Origin of the sequence: Collinsella sp. AM24-1 (assembly GCF_003470325.1) — a bacterium.
Lineage (GTDB): Bacteria > Actinomycetota > Coriobacteriia > Coriobacteriales > Coriobacteriaceae > Collinsella.
Map to the genome: position 1 here is coordinate 1 of NZ_QRHM01000008.1, position 18074 is coordinate 18074.

15 protein-coding genes and 1 riboswitch are annotated in these 18074 nt (G+C 56.1%); of the genes, 3 read left to right on the forward strand and 12 right to left on the reverse strand.

Annotation, left to right across the window (positions count from 1 at the left end; all coding sequences use genetic code 11):
- Nucleotides 1-26 precede the first annotated feature (26 nt).
- The 4 genes from DW661_RS10445 to DW661_RS04295 all read right to left on the reverse strand — a co-directional run bounded on the left by DW661_RS10445 (nt 27) and on the right by DW661_RS04295 (nt 2411).
- Nucleotides 27-152, reverse strand: a complete 126-nt coding sequence (locus tag DW661_RS10445) for a hypothetical protein (RefSeq protein WP_255413578.1) — start codon at nt 150-152, stop codon at nt 27-29.
- 38 nt (nt 153-190) lie between these two features.
- Entirely contained in the window at nt 191-733 is a 543-nt protein-coding gene (locus DW661_RS04285) for a DUF4352 domain-containing protein (RefSeq protein WP_158564943.1), read from the reverse strand.
- 164 nt (nt 734-897) lie between these two features.
- Nucleotides 898-1167 carry a hypothetical protein gene (locus DW661_RS04290; protein ID WP_118934772.1) on the reverse strand — a complete coding sequence of 90 codons (270 nt, stop codon included), beginning with the start codon at nt 1165-1167 and terminating at the stop codon, nt 898-900.
- Between the two features lie 56 nt (nt 1168-1223).
- Nucleotides 1224-2411, reverse strand: a complete 1188-nt coding sequence (locus DW661_RS04295; protein WP_117806496.1) for an N-acetyldiaminopimelate deacetylase — start codon at nt 2409-2411, stop codon at nt 1224-1226.
- Nucleotides 2412-2556: 145 nt separating this feature from the next.
- Nucleotides 2557-2725: riboswitch (Lysine riboswitch) on the forward strand.
- 65 nt (nt 2726-2790) lie between these two features.
- On the opposite strand from DW661_RS04295, the gene dapA reads away from it, so the two are divergent.
- From dapA to dapD, 3 genes are read left to right on the forward strand one after another with little or no spacing between them, the layout of a single operon-like run.
- Nucleotides 2791-5100 carry a 4-hydroxy-tetrahydrodipicolinate synthase gene (gene dapA, locus DW661_RS10300; protein ID WP_118934774.1) on the forward strand — a complete coding sequence of 770 codons (2310 nt, stop codon included), beginning with the start codon at nt 2791-2793 and terminating at the stop codon, nt 5098-5100.
- On the forward strand, nt 5093-5833 hold the full coding sequence (gene dapB / locus DW661_RS04305) for a 4-hydroxy-tetrahydrodipicolinate reductase (RefSeq protein WP_199577049.1): 741 nt from the start codon (nt 5093-5095) through the stop codon (nt 5831-5833). Before dapA ends, dapB begins: the two co-directional genes overlap by 8 nt.
- A gap of 39 nt (nt 5834-5872) precedes the next feature.
- Nucleotides 5873-6592, forward strand: coding sequence for a 2,3,4,5-tetrahydropyridine-2,6-dicarboxylate N-acetyltransferase (dapD, locus tag DW661_RS04310; protein WP_117790643.1), 720 nt, complete (start codon nt 5873-5875; stop codon nt 6590-6592).
- 245 nt (nt 6593-6837) lie between these two features.
- Here dapD and DW661_RS04315 read toward each other — a convergent pair whose 3' ends face one another.
- The 8 genes from DW661_RS04315 to DW661_RS04350 form a co-directional block, all read right to left on the reverse strand.
- Nucleotides 6838-7842, reverse strand: coding sequence for a nucleoid-associated protein (locus DW661_RS04315; protein WP_117583913.1), 1005 nt, complete (start codon nt 7840-7842; stop codon nt 6838-6840).
- Between the two features lie 111 nt (nt 7843-7953).
- On the reverse strand, nt 7954-9114 hold the full coding sequence (locus DW661_RS04320; RefSeq protein ID WP_118934776.1) for a DUF2974 domain-containing protein: 1161 nt from the start codon (nt 9112-9114) through the stop codon (nt 7954-7956).
- Nucleotides 9115-9241: 127 nt separating this feature from the next.
- Nucleotides 9242-10192: an L-lactate dehydrogenase gene (locus DW661_RS04325; protein WP_006234343.1), complete on the reverse strand. Its 951-nt coding sequence runs from the start codon at nt 10190-10192 to the stop codon at nt 9242-9244.
- A gap of 201 nt (nt 10193-10393) precedes the next feature.
- Nucleotides 10394-11557, reverse strand: coding sequence for a pyridoxal phosphate-dependent aminotransferase (locus DW661_RS04330; RefSeq protein ID WP_118934778.1), 1164 nt, complete (start codon nt 11555-11557; stop codon nt 10394-10396).
- 117 nt (nt 11558-11674) lie between these two features.
- Nucleotides 11675-13675, reverse strand: a complete 2001-nt coding sequence (locus DW661_RS04335; RefSeq protein WP_118934780.1) for an NAD(+) synthase — start codon at nt 13673-13675, stop codon at nt 11675-11677.
- A gap of 312 nt (nt 13676-13987) precedes the next feature.
- A complete protein-coding gene (locus DW661_RS04340; protein ID WP_117735774.1) occupies nt 13988-16309 on the reverse strand; it encodes a radical SAM protein in 2322 nt (773 codons plus the stop codon).
- A gap of 7 nt (nt 16310-16316) precedes the next feature.
- A complete protein-coding gene (locus DW661_RS04345) occupies nt 16317-17501 on the reverse strand; it encodes an MFS transporter (protein ID WP_082435530.1) in 1185 nt (394 codons plus the stop codon).
- Complete coding sequence (locus tag DW661_RS04350; RefSeq protein ID WP_055251466.1) at nt 17479-17760, reverse strand: DUF2087 domain-containing protein; 282 nt, start codon at nt 17758-17760, stop codon at nt 17479-17481. The genes DW661_RS04345 and DW661_RS04350 overlap by 23 nt, the downstream gene beginning before the upstream one ends.
- Nucleotides 17761-18074 lie beyond the last annotated feature (314 nt).

Genomic DNA, 18074 nt, shown 5'->3' on the forward strand with positions numbered 1-18074 from the left:
GGGGACACATGTATGTCAATCCTGGTCTAACAGAGCCTTAAGTAATCCGAAAGCGACGGGGCGGCAAAGTCGTGTTCCTTGATATAGCCATCGATACTTGGCGCATCAAGAAGCTCGTTGAGCAACTCGTCCGTCAGCTTTTTATCGGGCACGCGGCCTCACCTCCAAACGACCCAACGGCATCAACACGCTAAGCAAGCACCCAGCTAGCAGTCACGGTCTTTTCGAGCATGTTGGCAAAATACAGGGCCTTCTTGATGTCGCCGTCAAAGTAAATATTGCCCGCAACGGAGCCGCCGGCGGCAAGGGTGCCAGACTGCAGCTCGTCAGAGCCTTCGCTGTAATAGCCTTGGTTCTGCTGGGCGCCGTTGGCGTCCTCGCCCTTCCAGTCGTAGACATTGTAATCCGCGCCCTCATCGCCATTGTTGACGTACGTGACGTGAATGCCCGTCATGGTCGAACCGTCAAAATTAGTAAGCCCGGTCTGCACGGAATCGACAGTAACGGAAAGACCGGCAGCCGTGGTAACAGACGTGCCGACGGCCAGGTCGGTCGTAGGCTGCTCTTCCTTTTTCGACTCCTCCTTCTTATCTGCGTCGCCGGCGTCCTCGGTGACGGTCGTCTTATCGCTACCGCAACCGGCAAGAAGACTGGCAGTCCCCAAGGCAACAGTGGCGAATGCGCCAAGTGCAGCGCGACGGCTCAGCAGCACTTCGTTTTCGAGCTTTTTCATCATGCATCCTTCCATCTATCCGGCTACCGTGCCGGCACACAGCACATCGTAGGAAGGATTAAACTTGAATTCATTAGCTGAGAGCTAAAGTTGCGGTAAACGGCCAATGCGGTTATCCGAACGCCGAGCAAACGCACTTTGCGCAACCGTCTGCTGGCAGTGCATCAACCCAACGTGACGGATTCCCCGGTAAAGGTACTCACAAGCAACAGGATAAAGAAAACTAAATAGCTGATGCTCAATAGGTAGGCGACGACTAAAAAGATGGTCCATCCAACATCGGTTTTACCATCGGCACGGCGTTGCTCGCGAGAGCGGCACAGCCAGACCGTCACGCCGATGGCCACAATCAGCAACACGAGTGCCGCTGCGGCCAGCCCGGCAAGCGCAAACATCACGCCAATGCTCACAGCGATGACCGGAAGCAGCAGCAAACCGCACCCGCATCCACCCGGACTATATACGGCTGATTGCCGACGTCGCCTCATCGTCACTCCATCACAAGCAGTCGTTTGTAGACATCGAGGCCTTTGAGCAGGATTTCCTCGTCAAAAAGCATGGTATCGGTATGCAGGGCGCTTGTAGCATAGGCGGGGCAGCCATCCGAATCACTCGGGTTGTCTTGGTCCTCTGGCACGCCCGTGCCCAGCAAGAAGAACACGCCCGGCAGATGGCGCTGATAGAACGCGAAATCCTCGGCGATTAGCAGCGGCTCATCCACGAGCTGCAATTCGGGCAGAGCGGGCGCGATTCGGGCAAACAACTCAGGGTCGTTATCGACCGGTGGATAGCCCTCGGCAAAGTCGAGATCATACGTGCAGCCCGTAGCGGCGCACGCCTCATCGAGCACGCGGCGCACGCCCTCTCGCGCGCGGTCGAACATGTCGTCCGTAAACACGCGCAGGCTACCGGCCACATGGGCCTCCCCCGCCACGGCGTTGCAGACGGTGCCGGCCTGCAGCAGGCCAAACTTACCGATACAGGGCTCATCGGCGCCCAGCTCGTCCATCAGCTCGCGCTCGGCAACCAAGAACTTGGCAGCAGCCAGCGCCGCATCGTGCGATTCCTCGACCGGTACGCCATAGGTCTTGGCGATATGGATGCTCATCCCGTGAATGTGCACATGCGTCTCGCTCGAACGCGCCAGCAGCGGACCGGGACAGCTCGCCAGCGTGCCGGCGGGGAGGTCGGGCCACACGTGAAAGCCAAAGATACGGTCGGCACCATAGCGCTCGAACACACCGCTCTCGCATACTGTCTTGGCACCACCGGTCGTCTCCTCGGCAGGCTGGAACACAAAGAGCACGTTACGCTTAATGGCACCCGGCCGCTCGCGAATCGCACGGTCGACATACGTCGCTGCGACAAGCGCCATGGCCATGTGCCCATCGTGCCCGCAAGCGTGCATCTTGCCGGGATGAGACGAGGCGAAAGCCGCGCCCGTCGCCTCCACAATGGGCAGCGCATCCATGTCGGCGCGAATCGCCGTGGCATGCGCGGCACCAACGCCAGCGTCGAAGAAAGCGCAGACGCAGCTGGGACACGGATGGGCCACCTCGCAGGCGAGCGGCGCCAACACACCCTCGATATAGGCGATCGTCTGCGGAAGATCGAAGTCGAGCTCCGGGATCCTGTGCAAGTCGCGCCGATAGCGGCGGAGTTCTTGGAGCTCGGTCATAGAGGTTCCTTTCATGGGTGCGCGTCGGTTGCCATCTATTGTGCCGCAAGATTGCCACACCCTTATTTCCAGCATATCCTTGCATTTTTTAAACGTTATATACGAATACTCTTGTTTGGTAAAGTGCAACGTGGTAGGGTCTTTACCACTTGATAGAGGCGCGGGCACGAAGAACCGCGGGCGAGCCGGCAGGCTTTGACCCCGTGGGGAGGCGAAACCCGCCGAACTGGGTTTTTCGGGCACGAACAACCTGGTGGGCCTGTAGGAAACACCCACAGGACTGTCTGCAGCAATGCGGGAGCGCTATCCGGACATTGGGTCCACGCTATGCGGATTCGATGCGCAGATGGCGCCGTCTGGATAGCGAGGTTTACGGGACATGGCATTGACCCCCAACGAGGCATATGCGGCCAAGCAGCCGTTTGTGGACAAGGAGACGCTCGAGCATATCGTCGAGCAATTCCCCACGCCGTTTCATCTATACGACGAGGCAGGCATCCGCCGCAACATGCAAGAAGTGCGCGACGCCTTTGCATGGAACCCGGGCTTTAAGGAATACTTTGCCGTCAAGGCCAACCCCAACCCGGCGCTCATCTCCATTCTCAACGAATACGGCTGCGGCTGCGATTGCTCGAGCTATACCGAGCTCATGATCGCCCGCTCGCTGGGCATCACGGGGCATGACATCATGTTCTCGTCCAACGACACGCCGGCGGCCGACTTTGAGTTCGCTGACAAGCTGGGCGCCATCGTCAACTTCGACGACATCAGCCACATCGAGTTCTTTGAGCGCGTTGCGGGGCCCATTCCCAAGGCGGTCAGCTGCCGCTTTAATCCGGGCGGCCTGTTCCAGCTCTCCAACGGCATCATGGACAACCCGGGCGACTCCAAATATGGCATGACCACCGAGCAGCTCTTCGAAGCCTTCCGCACGCTCAAGGCCAAGGGCGCCGAGCGCTTTGGCATCCACGCATTCCTTGCCAGCAACACCGTCACCAACGACTACTACCCCAAGCTCGCGCGCATCCTCTTTGAGCTTGCCGTACGCCTGGAGCGCGAGACCGGTGCACACGTCGCCTTCATCAATCTGTCCGGCGGCGTCGGTATCCCCTACCTGCCGGAGCAGCAGGCAAACGACATCCACGCCATCGGCGAGGGGGTACACGCTGCCTACGACGAGATCCTGGTTCCCGCCGGCATGAGCGACGTGGCCATCTGCACCGAGATGGGCCGCTTCATGATGGGCCCCTACGGCTGCCTGGTCACCAAGGCCATCCACGAGAAGCAGATCTACAAGGACTATATCGGCGTCGACGCAAGCGCCGTCGACCTGATCCGCCCTGCCATGTATGGCGCCTACCACCACATTACGGTGATGGGCCAGCCGGGCGGCGCCGACAAGACCGCAGCGCCCGTCACGGACACGTACGACATCACGGGCAATCTGTGCGAGAACAACGACAAGTTCGCCATCAATCGCGAGCTGCCGCATATCGACATGGGCGACCTGCTCGTGATTCACGACACCGGCGCGCATGGCTACTCCATGGGCTACAACTACAACGGACGCCTGCGCTCCGCCGAGGTCCTGCTGCGCCCCGATGGCTCGGCCGACCTCATCCGCCGCGCCGAGCGCCCGGGCGATTACTTTGCCACGCTCGACGTGCTGTCGTACGGCCGAGAGCTACTGGCTAAGTCGCGCGCCGATGCCGCCCGCCGTCGCGCCCAGGACGAGCGCCTGGCAGTCGCTGCCCAATGGAACAAACGCATCCAGATCGCGGAAGCGAAGGAGAAGAACATGGACATCCGCAATCTCGAGGGCTCAATCGTCGCCCTTGTCACGCCGTTTAAAAAGGACGGCAGCGTCGACTTTGAAGCACTCGAGCGCCTTATCGATTTCCACCTGCAAAATGGCACCGACGCCATCCTCACCCTGGGCACCACCGGAGAGAGTGCCACGATGACCGACGACGAGGACAACTCCGTTGTCGCCGCGGTGGTCAAGCAGGTTGCAGGCCGCGTCCCCGTTATTGCCGGCTCGGGCTCTAACTCCACGCAGACCATGCTCACCAAGTCGCTCACCTATCAGGGCCTGGGCGCCGACGGCCTGCTGCTCATTACCCCCTACTACAACAAGTCTAACGAAGAGGGCATCTACCAGCACTTTAAGACCGTCGCCGATGCCGTGGACATCCCCTGCATCTTGTACAACATCCCCGGCCGCTGTGGCTGCGGCATCAGCGAGCGCAACGTGGAGCGCTTGGCCGTGCACCCCAATATCATGGGTATCAAGGAGGCCTCGGGCAACGTCGCCTACGCGGCCAAAATCGCCCACCTGCTGTCTGATGACTTCCGCATGTACTCGGGCGAAGACGCACTCACCGTGCCGCTCATGAGCCTGGGTGCCTCGGGCACCATCAGTGTGTGGGCCGACGTTCAGCCGCAGCTCGTGCACGACATGTGCCGCGCCTATCTGGGCGGCGACGTGGAGCGCGCCCGCGATATCCAGATTGCCGGTCAGCCGCTCATCAACGCCCTCTTTAGTGAGGTCAACCCCATCCCCGTCAAAGAGGCGCTCGCTCAGATGGGTATGATCGAGGCAAACTACCGTATGCCGCTGTGCCCCATGGCCAACGACACGCGCGCTGCACTTACCGATGCTTTGAAGGGAGCTGGTCTGCTTGATTAAGACCGTCATTATGGGAACGGGCCGCATGGGCTCGCTCATCCGCACTACCGCCGAGGGCGTTGTCGACGCCGCCGGTCAGCCCGTTTTCGACATCGTCGCCCAGATCGGTTTCGATCTGTCCGAACTCGAGAGTGCCCCGGCAGCCGACGTCATCATCGACTTCTCGAACGTCGTGACCTTTGACGCCGTCGTCGCTTATGTCAAGCGTACAGGCGCCGCGTTAGTCTCGGGCACCACGGGCTACACACCCGAGCAGATGGGCTGCCTGCGCGAGCTGGGTCAGAACGCCCGCGTCATGCACTCCGGCAATTACTCCATCGGCATCGCCGCCCTGCGTCATCTGGTAGCACAGGCCACACGCGAGCTGCCCGGCTTTGACTGCGAAATCGTCGAGACGCACCATAACCAAAAGGTTGATGCCCCCAGCGGCACCGCCAAGCTGCTGCTCGACGCCATAGTCGAGGCCGAGCCCGAGGCAGGCTACCACCCCGTCTACGGACGCGAGGGCATGTGCGGCGCGCGCGACCCCCAGGAAATCGGCATGCACTCGCTGCGCGGCGGCACCGTCGCCGGCGTGCACGAGGTGAGTTTCTTTGGCCAGGACGAGGAGATCACGCTCACTCACCGCGCCACGAGTCGTCAGATCTTTGTCAACGGCGCCTTGGCAGCCGCGCAAAAGCTCGTCACCCGCGAACCCGGCTTCTATACATTCGACCAGGTCATGTTTGCCTAACCAGGTATCAACCGGATCCACCCAAAGGAGAGACAGCATATGAGTAACGCAGCCGAGATGGATGCCCAAGAGATTATCAACTACATCGCCACCGCGCCCAAAAAGACGCCCGTCAAACTGTACGTGCGCGAAAAGCCGGGCATGAAGGTCCAGTGGGGCAATGCACACGTCTACGGCGGTCGTCGTGGCAAGACCGTCTTTGGTGACTGGGATGAGCTTAAGGCCATCCTGGACGCCAACGCCGATTCCATCGATTACTACGATGTGGAGAACGACTGCCGCAACTCCGCCGTGCCCATGCTCGACCTTAAGGGCATCAACGCCCGCATCGAGCCAGGCGCGATCATCCGCGACCGCGTCGAGATCGGCGACCGTGCCGTCATCATGATGGGCGCCATCATCAACATCGGCTCCGTTATCGGCGAGGGTTCCATGATCGATATGGGCGCCGTGCTGGGCGGCCGCGCCACCGTGGGCAAGAACTGCCATATCGGCGCCGGCACCGTGCTGGCAGGCGTTGTGGAGCCCGCCAGCGCCACGCCCGTCATCATCGAGGACGATGTCATGATCGGCGCAAACGCCGTGGTCCTGGAAGGCGTGCGCGTGGGCAAGGGCGCTGTTGTCGCCGCCGGCGCCGTGTGCGTCGAGGACGTCCCCGCCGGCGCCGTCGTGGCCGGTGTCCCCGCCCGCGTCATCAAGATGCGCGACGCCCAGACCGACAGCAAGACCGGTCTCGAGGAAGGCCTGCGCCAGCTGTAGGGTTACGCGGTTTTACCAAACCGCGTAACGGCTCGACGCTGCAAGCGCCCCTAGGCGGCAATCTGACGTTCAATCGTCGGTCGCGTACCGAAGTACGCTTCCCTCCTCTTTCACGTCACCTTGCTCGCCTAGGGGCGTTTTCGCTGACTTATGCTCAACCTGCGGGGCAATTCAGCCCTAAACAAAAAGGCCGAAGCTCCAAGGGGGCTTCGGCCTTCGCTTTCTCGCTGCAGGCGTAACGCAACTTATCGATTCTCGATGCTGCCGATGTTTTTGAGTTCGATGGAGATGAGGCCGTTGGGTTCGTTGACAAACTCGATGTACTCGGAGTTCGAACCCATCTCGGCCGGGAAGCTGATTTCGATACCCGTGTCGGTACGGATCTTATGATTGCGCACCGCCGCGCGCTCGACCTGTTTGCGCTCCACGGGAACGCGCTCGGGAACCTTCTCCTCGGTCAGTGCCGCGCGCACACTTTCCTTGATGACCGGCTCGTCCTCAAAGACCTCATCGACGATATCCCAGGGCGGAAGCTCCTCGTCATCCTCAACCTTCTCGGCAACGGCAGCCTTAACCTTAGCGAGCGCTACGGCCGTATTGGCACCGTGCTCCTCGGCGACTTCCTCGACCACGCGCGTCACGGTGTCGATGACCTCCTTGCCCGACACGCCCGTATCGCACTGCAGCAGACCGTCGGGAATGAGCATGCGGTCTTCGCCGGCAATCTTGCGCTTCTTGTCCACATAGCCGATCTCCATGGTGCTCGCACGCACGATGGCATAGCTTGGCACCTTTTGGGAAGGATTCGGCAGGATAGCATAGTGGCGCGCGATGTCGTTGCGTACCTCGCCCTCCTCGCGGCCCACCTCGTGCATAAAGGCCTGCTTGGAGCCCAGCAGCATCACGGCAAACCAGCGGGCATCCTCATCGTCGTCAAAGTCGGCCACGAGCACATCGGTGGACTCGGCTTTTTCGGCCTTGGTAAGCTCGGAGGAAATGAACTCCGCAATCTGCTGCGACAGGTCTACGAACTCGCGCTCGCCAAAGAAATAGCCCTTGAGCTCGCCGCCAAACGCAGAGTTCTCGGCAAACGCGGCGCGTTTATTGTCGGCCGAGGTACGTGCGCGGCGCAGATGCGTGGTCACGAAGTTGCGCACGGTACGGCTCTCGATATCGAGCTCGCGCTGGCTCATAACGTTGACGGCAGAGTCAAAGTCCAGGATATGCAGAATCGCATGATTGATTTTCATATACGGCATTCCGTTCTAGATTGAATTGAGCACGAACCAGTATAGCGGTCGAGCCCGCCCCAGGCGCATCGAAGATTGGTGCATCGGGGACAGGTTGCTTTGCACCAATGGCTAGCGCAGGAGCTCGGACTGCCATACCTCGAGCTGCTCTGCCAGGCTCTTACCACTAGAAGGCACGCTGAACTCGGGACGTTTGGGCAGCAGCGCACACTTAAGAATTGCCACGATGGTCTGCGAGACAAAGCGTCGCGTATCCTTGTCAAACCCTTGCGCAGCCTGGAGCATCACGGGCAGGCTCTCGCGCAGATTCCCAGCGATATCCGCAAACCGCTCAGCACCCGTAGCCTCAAACACGGAGAACAACGCATCTACAAAACGCTCGCGCTCGCTAGGCCCCACTGCAAGCAGCATCTCGCGAATGGAGCCATCAACGTATCGAGCACCGGCAGACAGGCGCTCACAGTACACGAAGTCGCGACCATCAACCACCCAGCTAAAGGGATTGTGCTGCAGCAGGCTGAACTCGGTGCTCTCAACGATGGCATAGTCCTCCTGCGTCTCGAACATCATGCCAAAAATCGACGACCGAGGTAGCGTCTTGTCGATTCGGCTGGATAGATCAGCGAAGGCGTTGCCGTTCAGAAACTCCTCGACGAAGCCCGGACCATCATGGGAATACGCCCGTTCGATTCGCTCACGGGCGACATCGGAGCACATCGCCGCACCGTACACCGCAAGGTTTCCACCCTTGGAATGACCTCCGCACAAAAGCGGCCCGTCAATCGTATCCGCTGCCTCGTCCACATAACGCGCCGCGGATTCCTGGGCCGGCACAGGACACCGGAACGCCATGTTAAAGTCCTCTTTCCAGCCCACAATCGTGCTGTCGGTCCCCCGGAAGGAAAGGTAGCTAAACCCCGCCGGAAATCGGAACGTCATAGCCGCAAACTGCTCCGTCGTCTCGGCATCACTCACGGTACGATAGCCGCAAACGTGCACGCCACGGTAGCGAGGGCTTGCTGCCACGGCCTCCAACAAAGCTCTGCTCTCCTCTGGGTCCCACAAGTCGTCAATCATGCTCCGGTAGCACTCGGCACGCAGCAGCTCGCGTACGTCTAGGCCCTGCCAGTTCTTCAGCTCCGCCATATCCTCCGGCAAACGCAAATAGGACAACCACGCAAAGACCAGGCTATCCACCGCGCAGAACGGCCGCTCCTCAAACGGATCAAATGCCGTCTGGGCATAGGTCAAAAAATTAGGCGAATCCGACATGGCTCTCCCATCAACTATGGCGCATTGGGATGGTGCAAAGTAACCTGACCCCCTTGTACCAAAAAGGCGCCCGGGCCGTGTGGACCCGGACGCCTTCATTGTAGCTTTTCGCTCTAGCGAGCTTGATTTAGCAGGAGAAGTCGACGCTGTCGATGATGTCCTTGAGAGCCTTTGCGGAGGCGGTGAGCTCATGCTGCTCGTCATCGTTCAGCGGCACGGGGACGCGGCAGACGACGCCGTCGCGGCCAACGACCGTCGGCATGGAGATGGCCAGATCGGACAGGCCATACTCGCCCACCATGAGCGAGGAGACGGGCAGAACGGTCTGCTCGTCACGCATAACAGCGGTGCAGATGCGCTTGACGGCCATGGCGACGCCGTAGTAGGTGGCGTGCTTCTTCTCGATGATGGTGTAGGCGGAGTTCTTGACGTCCTCGGCGATACGCTTCTCGGCAGCCTCATGCTCCAGATGACCGTGAAGCTCGCAGAAGGTGTTCAGCGGAACGCCGGCAACCTGAGCGCTGGACCAAGCGACAAACTCGGAGTCGCCGTGCTCACCCATGACATAGGCCTGGACATCGCGCGGGTCGACCTCAACGTGGGCACCAAGCATCTGCTGCAGACGGCCGGTGTCGAGCACGGTGCCGGAACCGATGACGTGGCCCTCGGGCAGGCCGGACATCTTGATGGCGGCGTAGGTCAGAACATCAACCGGGTTGGAGACGATGAGCAGGATGCCGTCGAAGCCGGACTTCTTAATCTCGGGGATAATGGACTTGAAGATGTTGACGTTCTTGTTGACCAGGTCCAGGCGGGTCTCACCGGGCTTCTGGGCAGCACCAGCGGTGACGACGATCATGGCGGCGTCGGCGACATCGGAATAATCGCCGGCGTAGATCTTCATCGGCTCGGCAAACGTCATGCCGTGCGCGATATCCAGAGCCTCGCCCTCGGCGCGGTTCTTGTCCACGTCGATGAGGACCATCTCGGAGAACAGACCACTCTGCATCAGCGCGAACGCCGAAGACGAACCGACGAAACCGCAGCCGACAATAGCGACCTTCTTCTCGTTAACCATTAGAAACTCCCATCTCTCTCCACAAACAAGCCACCCGGGAACGACCCGAGCGGCTTGTCGTAATCCCAATACATCCAATCGGGACTTTGATTATGCTCCTATTCGCAGCCAAAAATCGACCGTTTACCGAAATTGTTTGCAGGATTCGTAAAATAACTGCACGAAATCGGTTTCGAGCTATTGACGAGTCGAAACAGGTTTCTAATACAGACCCGCCTCGCGGATGGCCTCGACAGCCAAAGCAATCTGATCGGGCGGCAGGACCAGCGCCATGCGCACGTGCCCCTCGCCCGAAGGACCAAAGCTCGCGCCCGGCGTCACCACAACGCCGGCCTTCTCCATGAGCTCCTCGCAAAACGCCATGGAATCGGTGCGACCACCGGGAAGCTTGGCCCACACAAACATAGAGCCATGCGCGTTGGGACGCTCCCAGCCCAGGCCCTCAAGACCGTCGCACAGGGCATCGCGGCGCTCCTGGTACTTCAGACGCTGCGCCTCGACCTCATCGCGCGGACCGTTCAGGCAGGCGATAGCAGCCTTCTGGATCGGGAAGAACATACCAAAGTCGATCTGGCCGCGCAGCTTGGCAAAGGCCGAGACCACATCCTCGCGACCGACCAAAAAGCCGATACGCGCACCGGTGACGTTAAACGACTTGGAAAGCGAGAAGAACTCCACGCCCACCTCGAGCGCACCAGGATACTGCAAGAAGCTTCCGCCCGGCTCGCCGTCGAACACGATGTCGGAGTACGCGTTGTCATGGACGATGAGCAGGTCGTGCTCGCGGGCGAAAGCGATGATCTCCTCGTAGACCTCGGGCGTGCCCACCGAGCCGACCGGGTTTGCGGGCAGCGACACGATCATATACTTGGCACGATCGGCCACCTCGGGATCGATACCCGCCACATAGGGCAGGTAATTATGCTCGGCGACCAACGGATAGTACTCGAGCTTGGCATCGGCGATTTTGGCGCCCGCCTCAAAGACCGGGTAGCACGGATCGGGAACCAAAATGGTGTCACCCGGATCGAGCAGGGCCAGGCCCAAATGGCCCACGCCCTCCTGCGTGCCGTTGCACGACTGCACCATAGACGGCGTAATGCCGGAGACACCAAAGCGACGCTCATAGTAATCGCACACGGCTTGCTTGAGTTCGGGCAGGTCGCGCAGGGCATACTTCCACATCTCGGGATCTTGGACTGCATGCGTGAGCGCCTCGACCACATGGTCGTACGGCTTAAAGTCGGGCGTGCCCACGCTCATGTTGTAAATGGTCTTGCCCTGAGCCTTCAGCGCGAGAAGTTTGTTGTTGAGCGAGGCGAAGACCTCCGCGCCAAAGCGGTCGAGACGCTGCGATGCCTGCATGGTGCCACCTTTCGATATGAAAAACGCGGCGCTCCGACAAGAGCGCCGCGCGATACGGGCCATCAGATTGCAAAAGTGTAACGCTTGCACCCGCTGTTTTGGTTCAATTTGGCAACCTTAGTCCATCGGATTGAGCGCGTCAATCTGGGCGAGCCACAGGCGCGAGCTGGCGTCACTCGGCATGCGCCAATCGCCGCGCGGGCTGAGCGTGACCGAGCCCACCTTGGGGCCATCGGGCAGGCAGCTGCGCTTAAACTGCTGGGCAAAGAAGCGACGGTAGAACGTGCGTAGCCACGTGTGAATGGTCTTGACGTCGTAGACGCCCTCGAAGCTCTTGAGCGCCATGCGGTAGATCTTGCCCGGCTCAAAGCCAAAACGCAGCAGGTAGTAGAGGAAGTAGTCGTGCAGCTCGTACGGGCCCACCAGGTCCTCGGTCTTCTGCGCAATCTCGCCGTCGCCCGTGGGCGGCAGAAGCTCGGGGGACACCGGCGTATCGAGGATATCGAGCAAGACCTCGGCAATACGCCCGCCAAAGACATCAGCCGCATAGCGCACCAGATGGCGCACAAGCGTCTTGGGCACGCTCGCGTTGACGGCGTACATGCTCATGTGGTCGCCGTTATAGGTAGCCCAGCCGAGCGCCAGCTCCGACAGGTCGCCCGTGCCGATGACAAAACCGCCGGCCTGGTTGGCCAGATCCATCAGAATCTGCGTACGCTCGCGAGCCTGGCTGTTCTCGTAGGTCACGTCCTGCACGGCCGGATCGTGCTCAATGTCCTTGAAGTGCTGTTCCACGGCCGCGTGAATCGAAACCTCGCGGAAGCTCACGCCCAGGTCGCGCGCGAGCGACTCGGCGTTGGACTTGGTGCGATGCGTCGTGCCAAAGCCGGGCATGGACACGGCAGTGATGCCCGTGCGCGGCAGCCCCAGTGCATCGAAGGCACGCACGGTCACAAGCAGCGCCAACGTGGAATCCAGGCCGCCCGAAAGACCGATGACTGCAGCCTTGGTGCCCGTATGGGCCAGGCGGGTCTTGAGGCCGGCGGTCTGCAGGTCGAGGATGGTCTCGCAACGCTCGGCAAGGTCACCATGGTCGGCCGGCACAAAGGGCGCGCGGGAGAAGACACGGTCGATGCCGAGCGCATCGCGCAGGACAGGCTCGTCTGTCAGCACGCCCTCAAAAGAGAACTCAACGGTCGTGGCCTCCGGCGCATCGTCCGCGCGCGTCCACGTCGTCGAGCGACGGCGCTCGGCAACCAGGCGGTCAAGGTCAACGTCGGCGATGGCCATATCACAGGTAAGCAGTTTGGTCGCGGTGAGCTTGGAGCCGTTTTCGTAGACAAGGTTCTCGCCCGCAAAGACCATGTCGGTCGTGGACTCGCCCTCACTCGCATCCGCGTAGGCATAGGCACAGTACAGGCGCGCACTCTGATTGGAGATGAGACTGCGGCGATAATCTGCCTTACCGATAATCTCGTCCGAAGCCGACGAGTTGAGAATCACCGTCGCACCGGCAAGCGCCATCTCGGTCGAAGGGGGCGCCGGCACCCACAGGTCCTCACAGACCTCAACGCCCAGCACCAGGTCCTCGGCGCCCTCATCACAGCAACGGTAGACAAGCCCCGAACCCAGCGGGACCGGACCCTGACCGGCAAATTCAACCCACACGGGATCCGCAGGCGCCGGAGCAAACCAACGGCGCTCATAGAACTCGCCATAGTTGGGCAAATACTTCTTGGCCGTGAGGCCCAAAAGCTCGCCCGCACAGCACACGGCCGCGCAGTTGTAGATGTTTTCGGCCACCGCAACGGGAAGGCCGACGGTAAAGACAATCGGCAGCTCGCGGGTTTCATCGAGGATATGCACCAGAGCAGCCTCGCAGGCATGCAGCAATGTGCGGTTATGGAACAGGTCGGCCGCGGTATAGCCGGTTAGGTTAAGCTCGGGCAACACCAGCGCGCGAACGCCACGCTCGGCAGCCTCACGCACGGCAGCCAACGCCACCTCGGCATTGCCCTCGACATCGGCCACGCGAATCCGCGGCGACGCCGCCGCCACACGCAAAAAGCCGTCGTTCTTATTAGCCGAAACGCAGCATTGCCTTGTTGATCTGGACACTGGAGGCCCCTTCTACCCTGAGATTCAGTCTAACGGACGTTCACATATCTCTAACTAGCCAAAGCAACCTCCCAGTTTACTGAGACGCCAACCTGTGCTAAGAGCATGTATTCCAAAAATATCTTTAATTAAAAAAGGAGAAATCGATAATCGACTTCTCCTTTAAGCGAGGCAAGTAAATTCCGAAACTAATGGCAGAATTTATCCATGTAGTCCTCAAAGTCGAACACTTCTACCACGACGCCCTCTTCCTGAGACTCTTTCAGTTGCTCCAAGAGATCTTTGTTAATAACGTCCATGCAGAAACCTCCTCTATCTAATCAATTGTAGTATATCTGCTTTCATGCAATTATCAACCAACTTGTTTAATTGCTCCTCGTTTGCCGATAGTCCCTCTTTTTTCAAAATGTCGCGCAGCTCGTTCTTAGTAATCGGCTTTTCAAACAACGAAAGCAAAGCGAACGAATAATCATTAACCGCACACATTCTATGGGTGGCACAACTCAGCAGTACTCTTAACCCCTCTTTTGAGCGTCCGACTTCTTTAACAAACGAACTTTTAACCAATTGAAAACCATTATCGTGCATTACATAATCGGCATCGATATTTGTATTCAGCAATCCATAATGCAACAGTTCTTCTATCGCCCTTGTCAGCTCGAGGTCGCCCTGATCAAGAATAAGAGAAATGCTACAATCGGCCTCCAATAAACGGGCCAACTTAAGGTATACCAACTGGGAAACAGCATAGACATGATGGTATTCAGAATTATAGAAGTAGGCAAATGGCTCAACGAGCACGACAGAGGTCTTGGAATCCAGCCAGATTCGATCAGCTGGATTTAGACTAGTTAGCCGTCGCTTTACTTTGGTCAAATGTCCCTTATACCTGACAGCGTGAATAGAATCTAGGATCCAGGTCACCTCTGAAATATGAAGCCGCTGGGGCAAGTCAATTGTGTCACTACCGTTTATGACCTCTTGCATATAAAAATCAATATGATGCTCATCAGATAAGGATTTTGCTTCATTTAAAGTTAAACCAGTGCCTGAAACATAATCCACTTCGAGGCGCAAATCCTCATATTGGGACTTCGGCATTACAGAGACACCATACTTATCGGGATGATTCCAAACATCCGACCCCATAACGAGACCAAAATTCGTAAATCCTCTCGTGGAATATGGAACACCACATACCTGTTTTGAATAATTCAAAACATTCTCTGTATAAGCTAAGGTGTTCAGAGCCTCTTCTTTAGTTTCGGTCGGAAAGCCAATCATAAAAAATAGATGAACAGGAATACCCGCATTGAGACAATCATGGATATTGCGATCAATCCAATCAACTCTCGTGTTCTTCTTCATTAGATCAAGAACTCTTTGGTTGTATGACTCGAGGCCAAACTGAATCTGCCTACATCCACTTTGGTATATCTTGTTAAAAACGTCTGTACTTAGGGTTGGAGAGAACCTCGTTTCTCCATGCCAGAAAAACGTTTTTCCCGATGCGTTTATTTCATCCGCGAGTTGCTCCATTCTTTTGCCTTCGAATGTTTCATCCACAAAAGAGAAAACTCTCGTGCCGTATTTTTCATTTAACCGACACATTATTTCAAATACTCTCGATATAGGCATCTTTCGGTAACAACCACCGGTAGCACCGGGAATGGTGCAGAAGGCGCAATGATTAAAACACTGCCTAGAGGAATAAACCGGCAATATTAGCTCAGGCATGAAGTATTTAGAAAGGGCGAAGCCATCGAAATCGGGAACTGTATCGTTGATAAATGTTTGCTCAATCCGATGGTTTTTATATATCTTTCCACCTTTAGCATGGCAAAGGTTTGGAACACAGTCGAGATTGTCATCACCAGAGTCAAGAGCCTCAAGAAGACGTGCAAGCGGCTCTTCGCCGTCATACATCATTATCGAATCAATGTATTCAAAAAAGGGATGCCATTCTTTCATGCAGTCATCTGCTAAACGAGTAATGTAATTGCCGCCCAATGAGACGTGTTTAACAGATGGACATTCTTCTTTAATCAGTTTCGCTAACGTAACTGCAGAAATCAATTGGAAACAGCCGCTCACCGAAATCCCAATAAACTCGATTTTTTCCCTCTGAATACGCTTAAGAAAGGCAGTTTCATAGAAGGAAATAAACGGATTATGCAAGGTATCCGCAAGCGATTTCATTATTTCTGGTGTCGAATAATAATCATAGGGCAGATCTATGGAGTTGAACGTGTATTTAACTCCATATGAGACGTGATTTATGATATAGAGTGCATTTCTAAAAATGTTTTCAGCATATTGTCTTTCTTTTAGATTAAAGTATCTCTTCGATCTGAAAATATCTTTTGCCTCGTCAACATTAAGTGCCGACTTTTGTATCAACTCGATTGTTAATTGAACATTCGAACTAAACGAATCCTTTGATTCCCGATACCTTTTACAGCACTCTTCGACATGTCTAAAAGATAGGAGGTCATCGTAAAATTCCACGTTTAAGTCAACAATGTCAACTTTGTATTGTTCAACCTCTTGAAGATATGACTTCAAAACAGGCAAGGCAAGATACGGCCCCACTGGACTCCATCCTGGGGGAAATACTAAAAGCGTTTTAGGCATATCAACGTCACATCTTTCGCAAATAATTCAATTGAAACACAACTACCATCATAATTGAAAATACACCAAGTCCTGTAACGAGAATTGAGAACATCGCGATGCTCGTGAACAGCGAAACAAGAAGTGTTGAAATAACAACAGCAACCGATTGCAAAGACTCCCTAATTGAAAACAGGCTTATCGATTCAGATCCGTCTCTCGCCAAATCCTGCAGCGATGTTATGAGAAGCACATCTTGAATGGCGTTTCCGGCACCGACGATAAAAAGGAAAATAAACGATATCCCAGACGCATAGCGATAGCCAAACGCCAGATACGCACCGAGCGCAAGATACGTCACAAAACAATATGATTTAACGCAATCGGAACCACTGATTAAACGACCGTATATTGTATTTCCGAACAACAGTCCGATTGTAAGACTACTCTGAAGGAATCCATATTGTATCGATGACGAGTCAAATTGCAATTGCGCTATAGCTGGCAAAAGAGAATTCAGAGAGCCGAATGCCACGCCACTAGAAATATCGATTAATAGGAAACCAATTGCCAAGTGCTTCGCGCTAAGATCACTAAATGCAGTCCTGTTTTTTTCATTTTTGCTTATTCCCTCTTTATCATTAACCTCGATAACCGACGGAACATCTCGCAGCAACCAGAACGACGCGGCAAAAGAAAGCGCGTCTAATGCAAGAACAGCCTCCGCCCCAAATTGAGCGACAACAAAACCGCCGGCAACTGGCCCCAGGACCATCATCAAATTCTGCAGGAACCCAAACGAATTATTAATTACGTCGCGATTGATACTATTCGTATTGGCTCTTAACAACGAGTAAAAGCAGGGCATTTCTACCGTTCGGCAAAGCGATACCGCGCACGTAATAGCAAACATACTCCATTTACTATCAACAAAAATATAGCAAACGAATAATCCCGCGCGAATTAAGTCTGCCAATCTCATGGCCTGCAGTGTCCCGATACCCATCTTCTGAGGCAGCTGCGCGAGCGCAACTGAAAACAGAGAGGGGGCAAATCTGCAGCAGACCATCAAAGCAGTTGCAGAAACATCGTGAGTTACCTCGTAAATCAGCATTGGCAAAGCAATATTCGCACACCAATTGCCTATTTCGCTTATCCCTCTAGCAATATATAGGACCCGAACCGGACGGCTAGCTCTCAATACCGTGAACATCACGATTAACCTCGTATTTCAGGCCTCGTTCATCCCTTAATAGGAATCCATAATCAACCAAGTACCGCCTCAACACGGCATAATCAGGATAGAGCTGTGACAGCACACGATTAACCTGAAGCTCCGTATAACTTGTATTTAATTCAAAGAAAGAGACGGCCCATAGCAGCATGATTCTTTTATAGCTTTCCTTTTTTGGAATTGAAACCAGCTCGCCATTCTTGAGAAATCGTTTTTTAAAGTCTATTAGCTCATCCATTCACATCCTCCATTTCATACGCATCTAATACTAAAAATGCATACGCTTTAGGTCATCGCATTCAGCTTCTTTATTCGAACTAAACTCGAACTAATCTAAATTATTTGCTCAGACACTCTTCGAAAGCTCGTTTTTCACTCTGAGTAAAATGCCCTTCCCAGTCAGTCCACGAACAGGAAGGCAACTCACAACGAGCGGAGTCGAAGCCCTCTGCCGTCGGTCGCTCAAAATGCACGATAACCTTTTCGATATCGCCATCTGTAATCAGGTCAGAATGAATGACCTCGGTACCATCTTCGAATGTCATATACGGG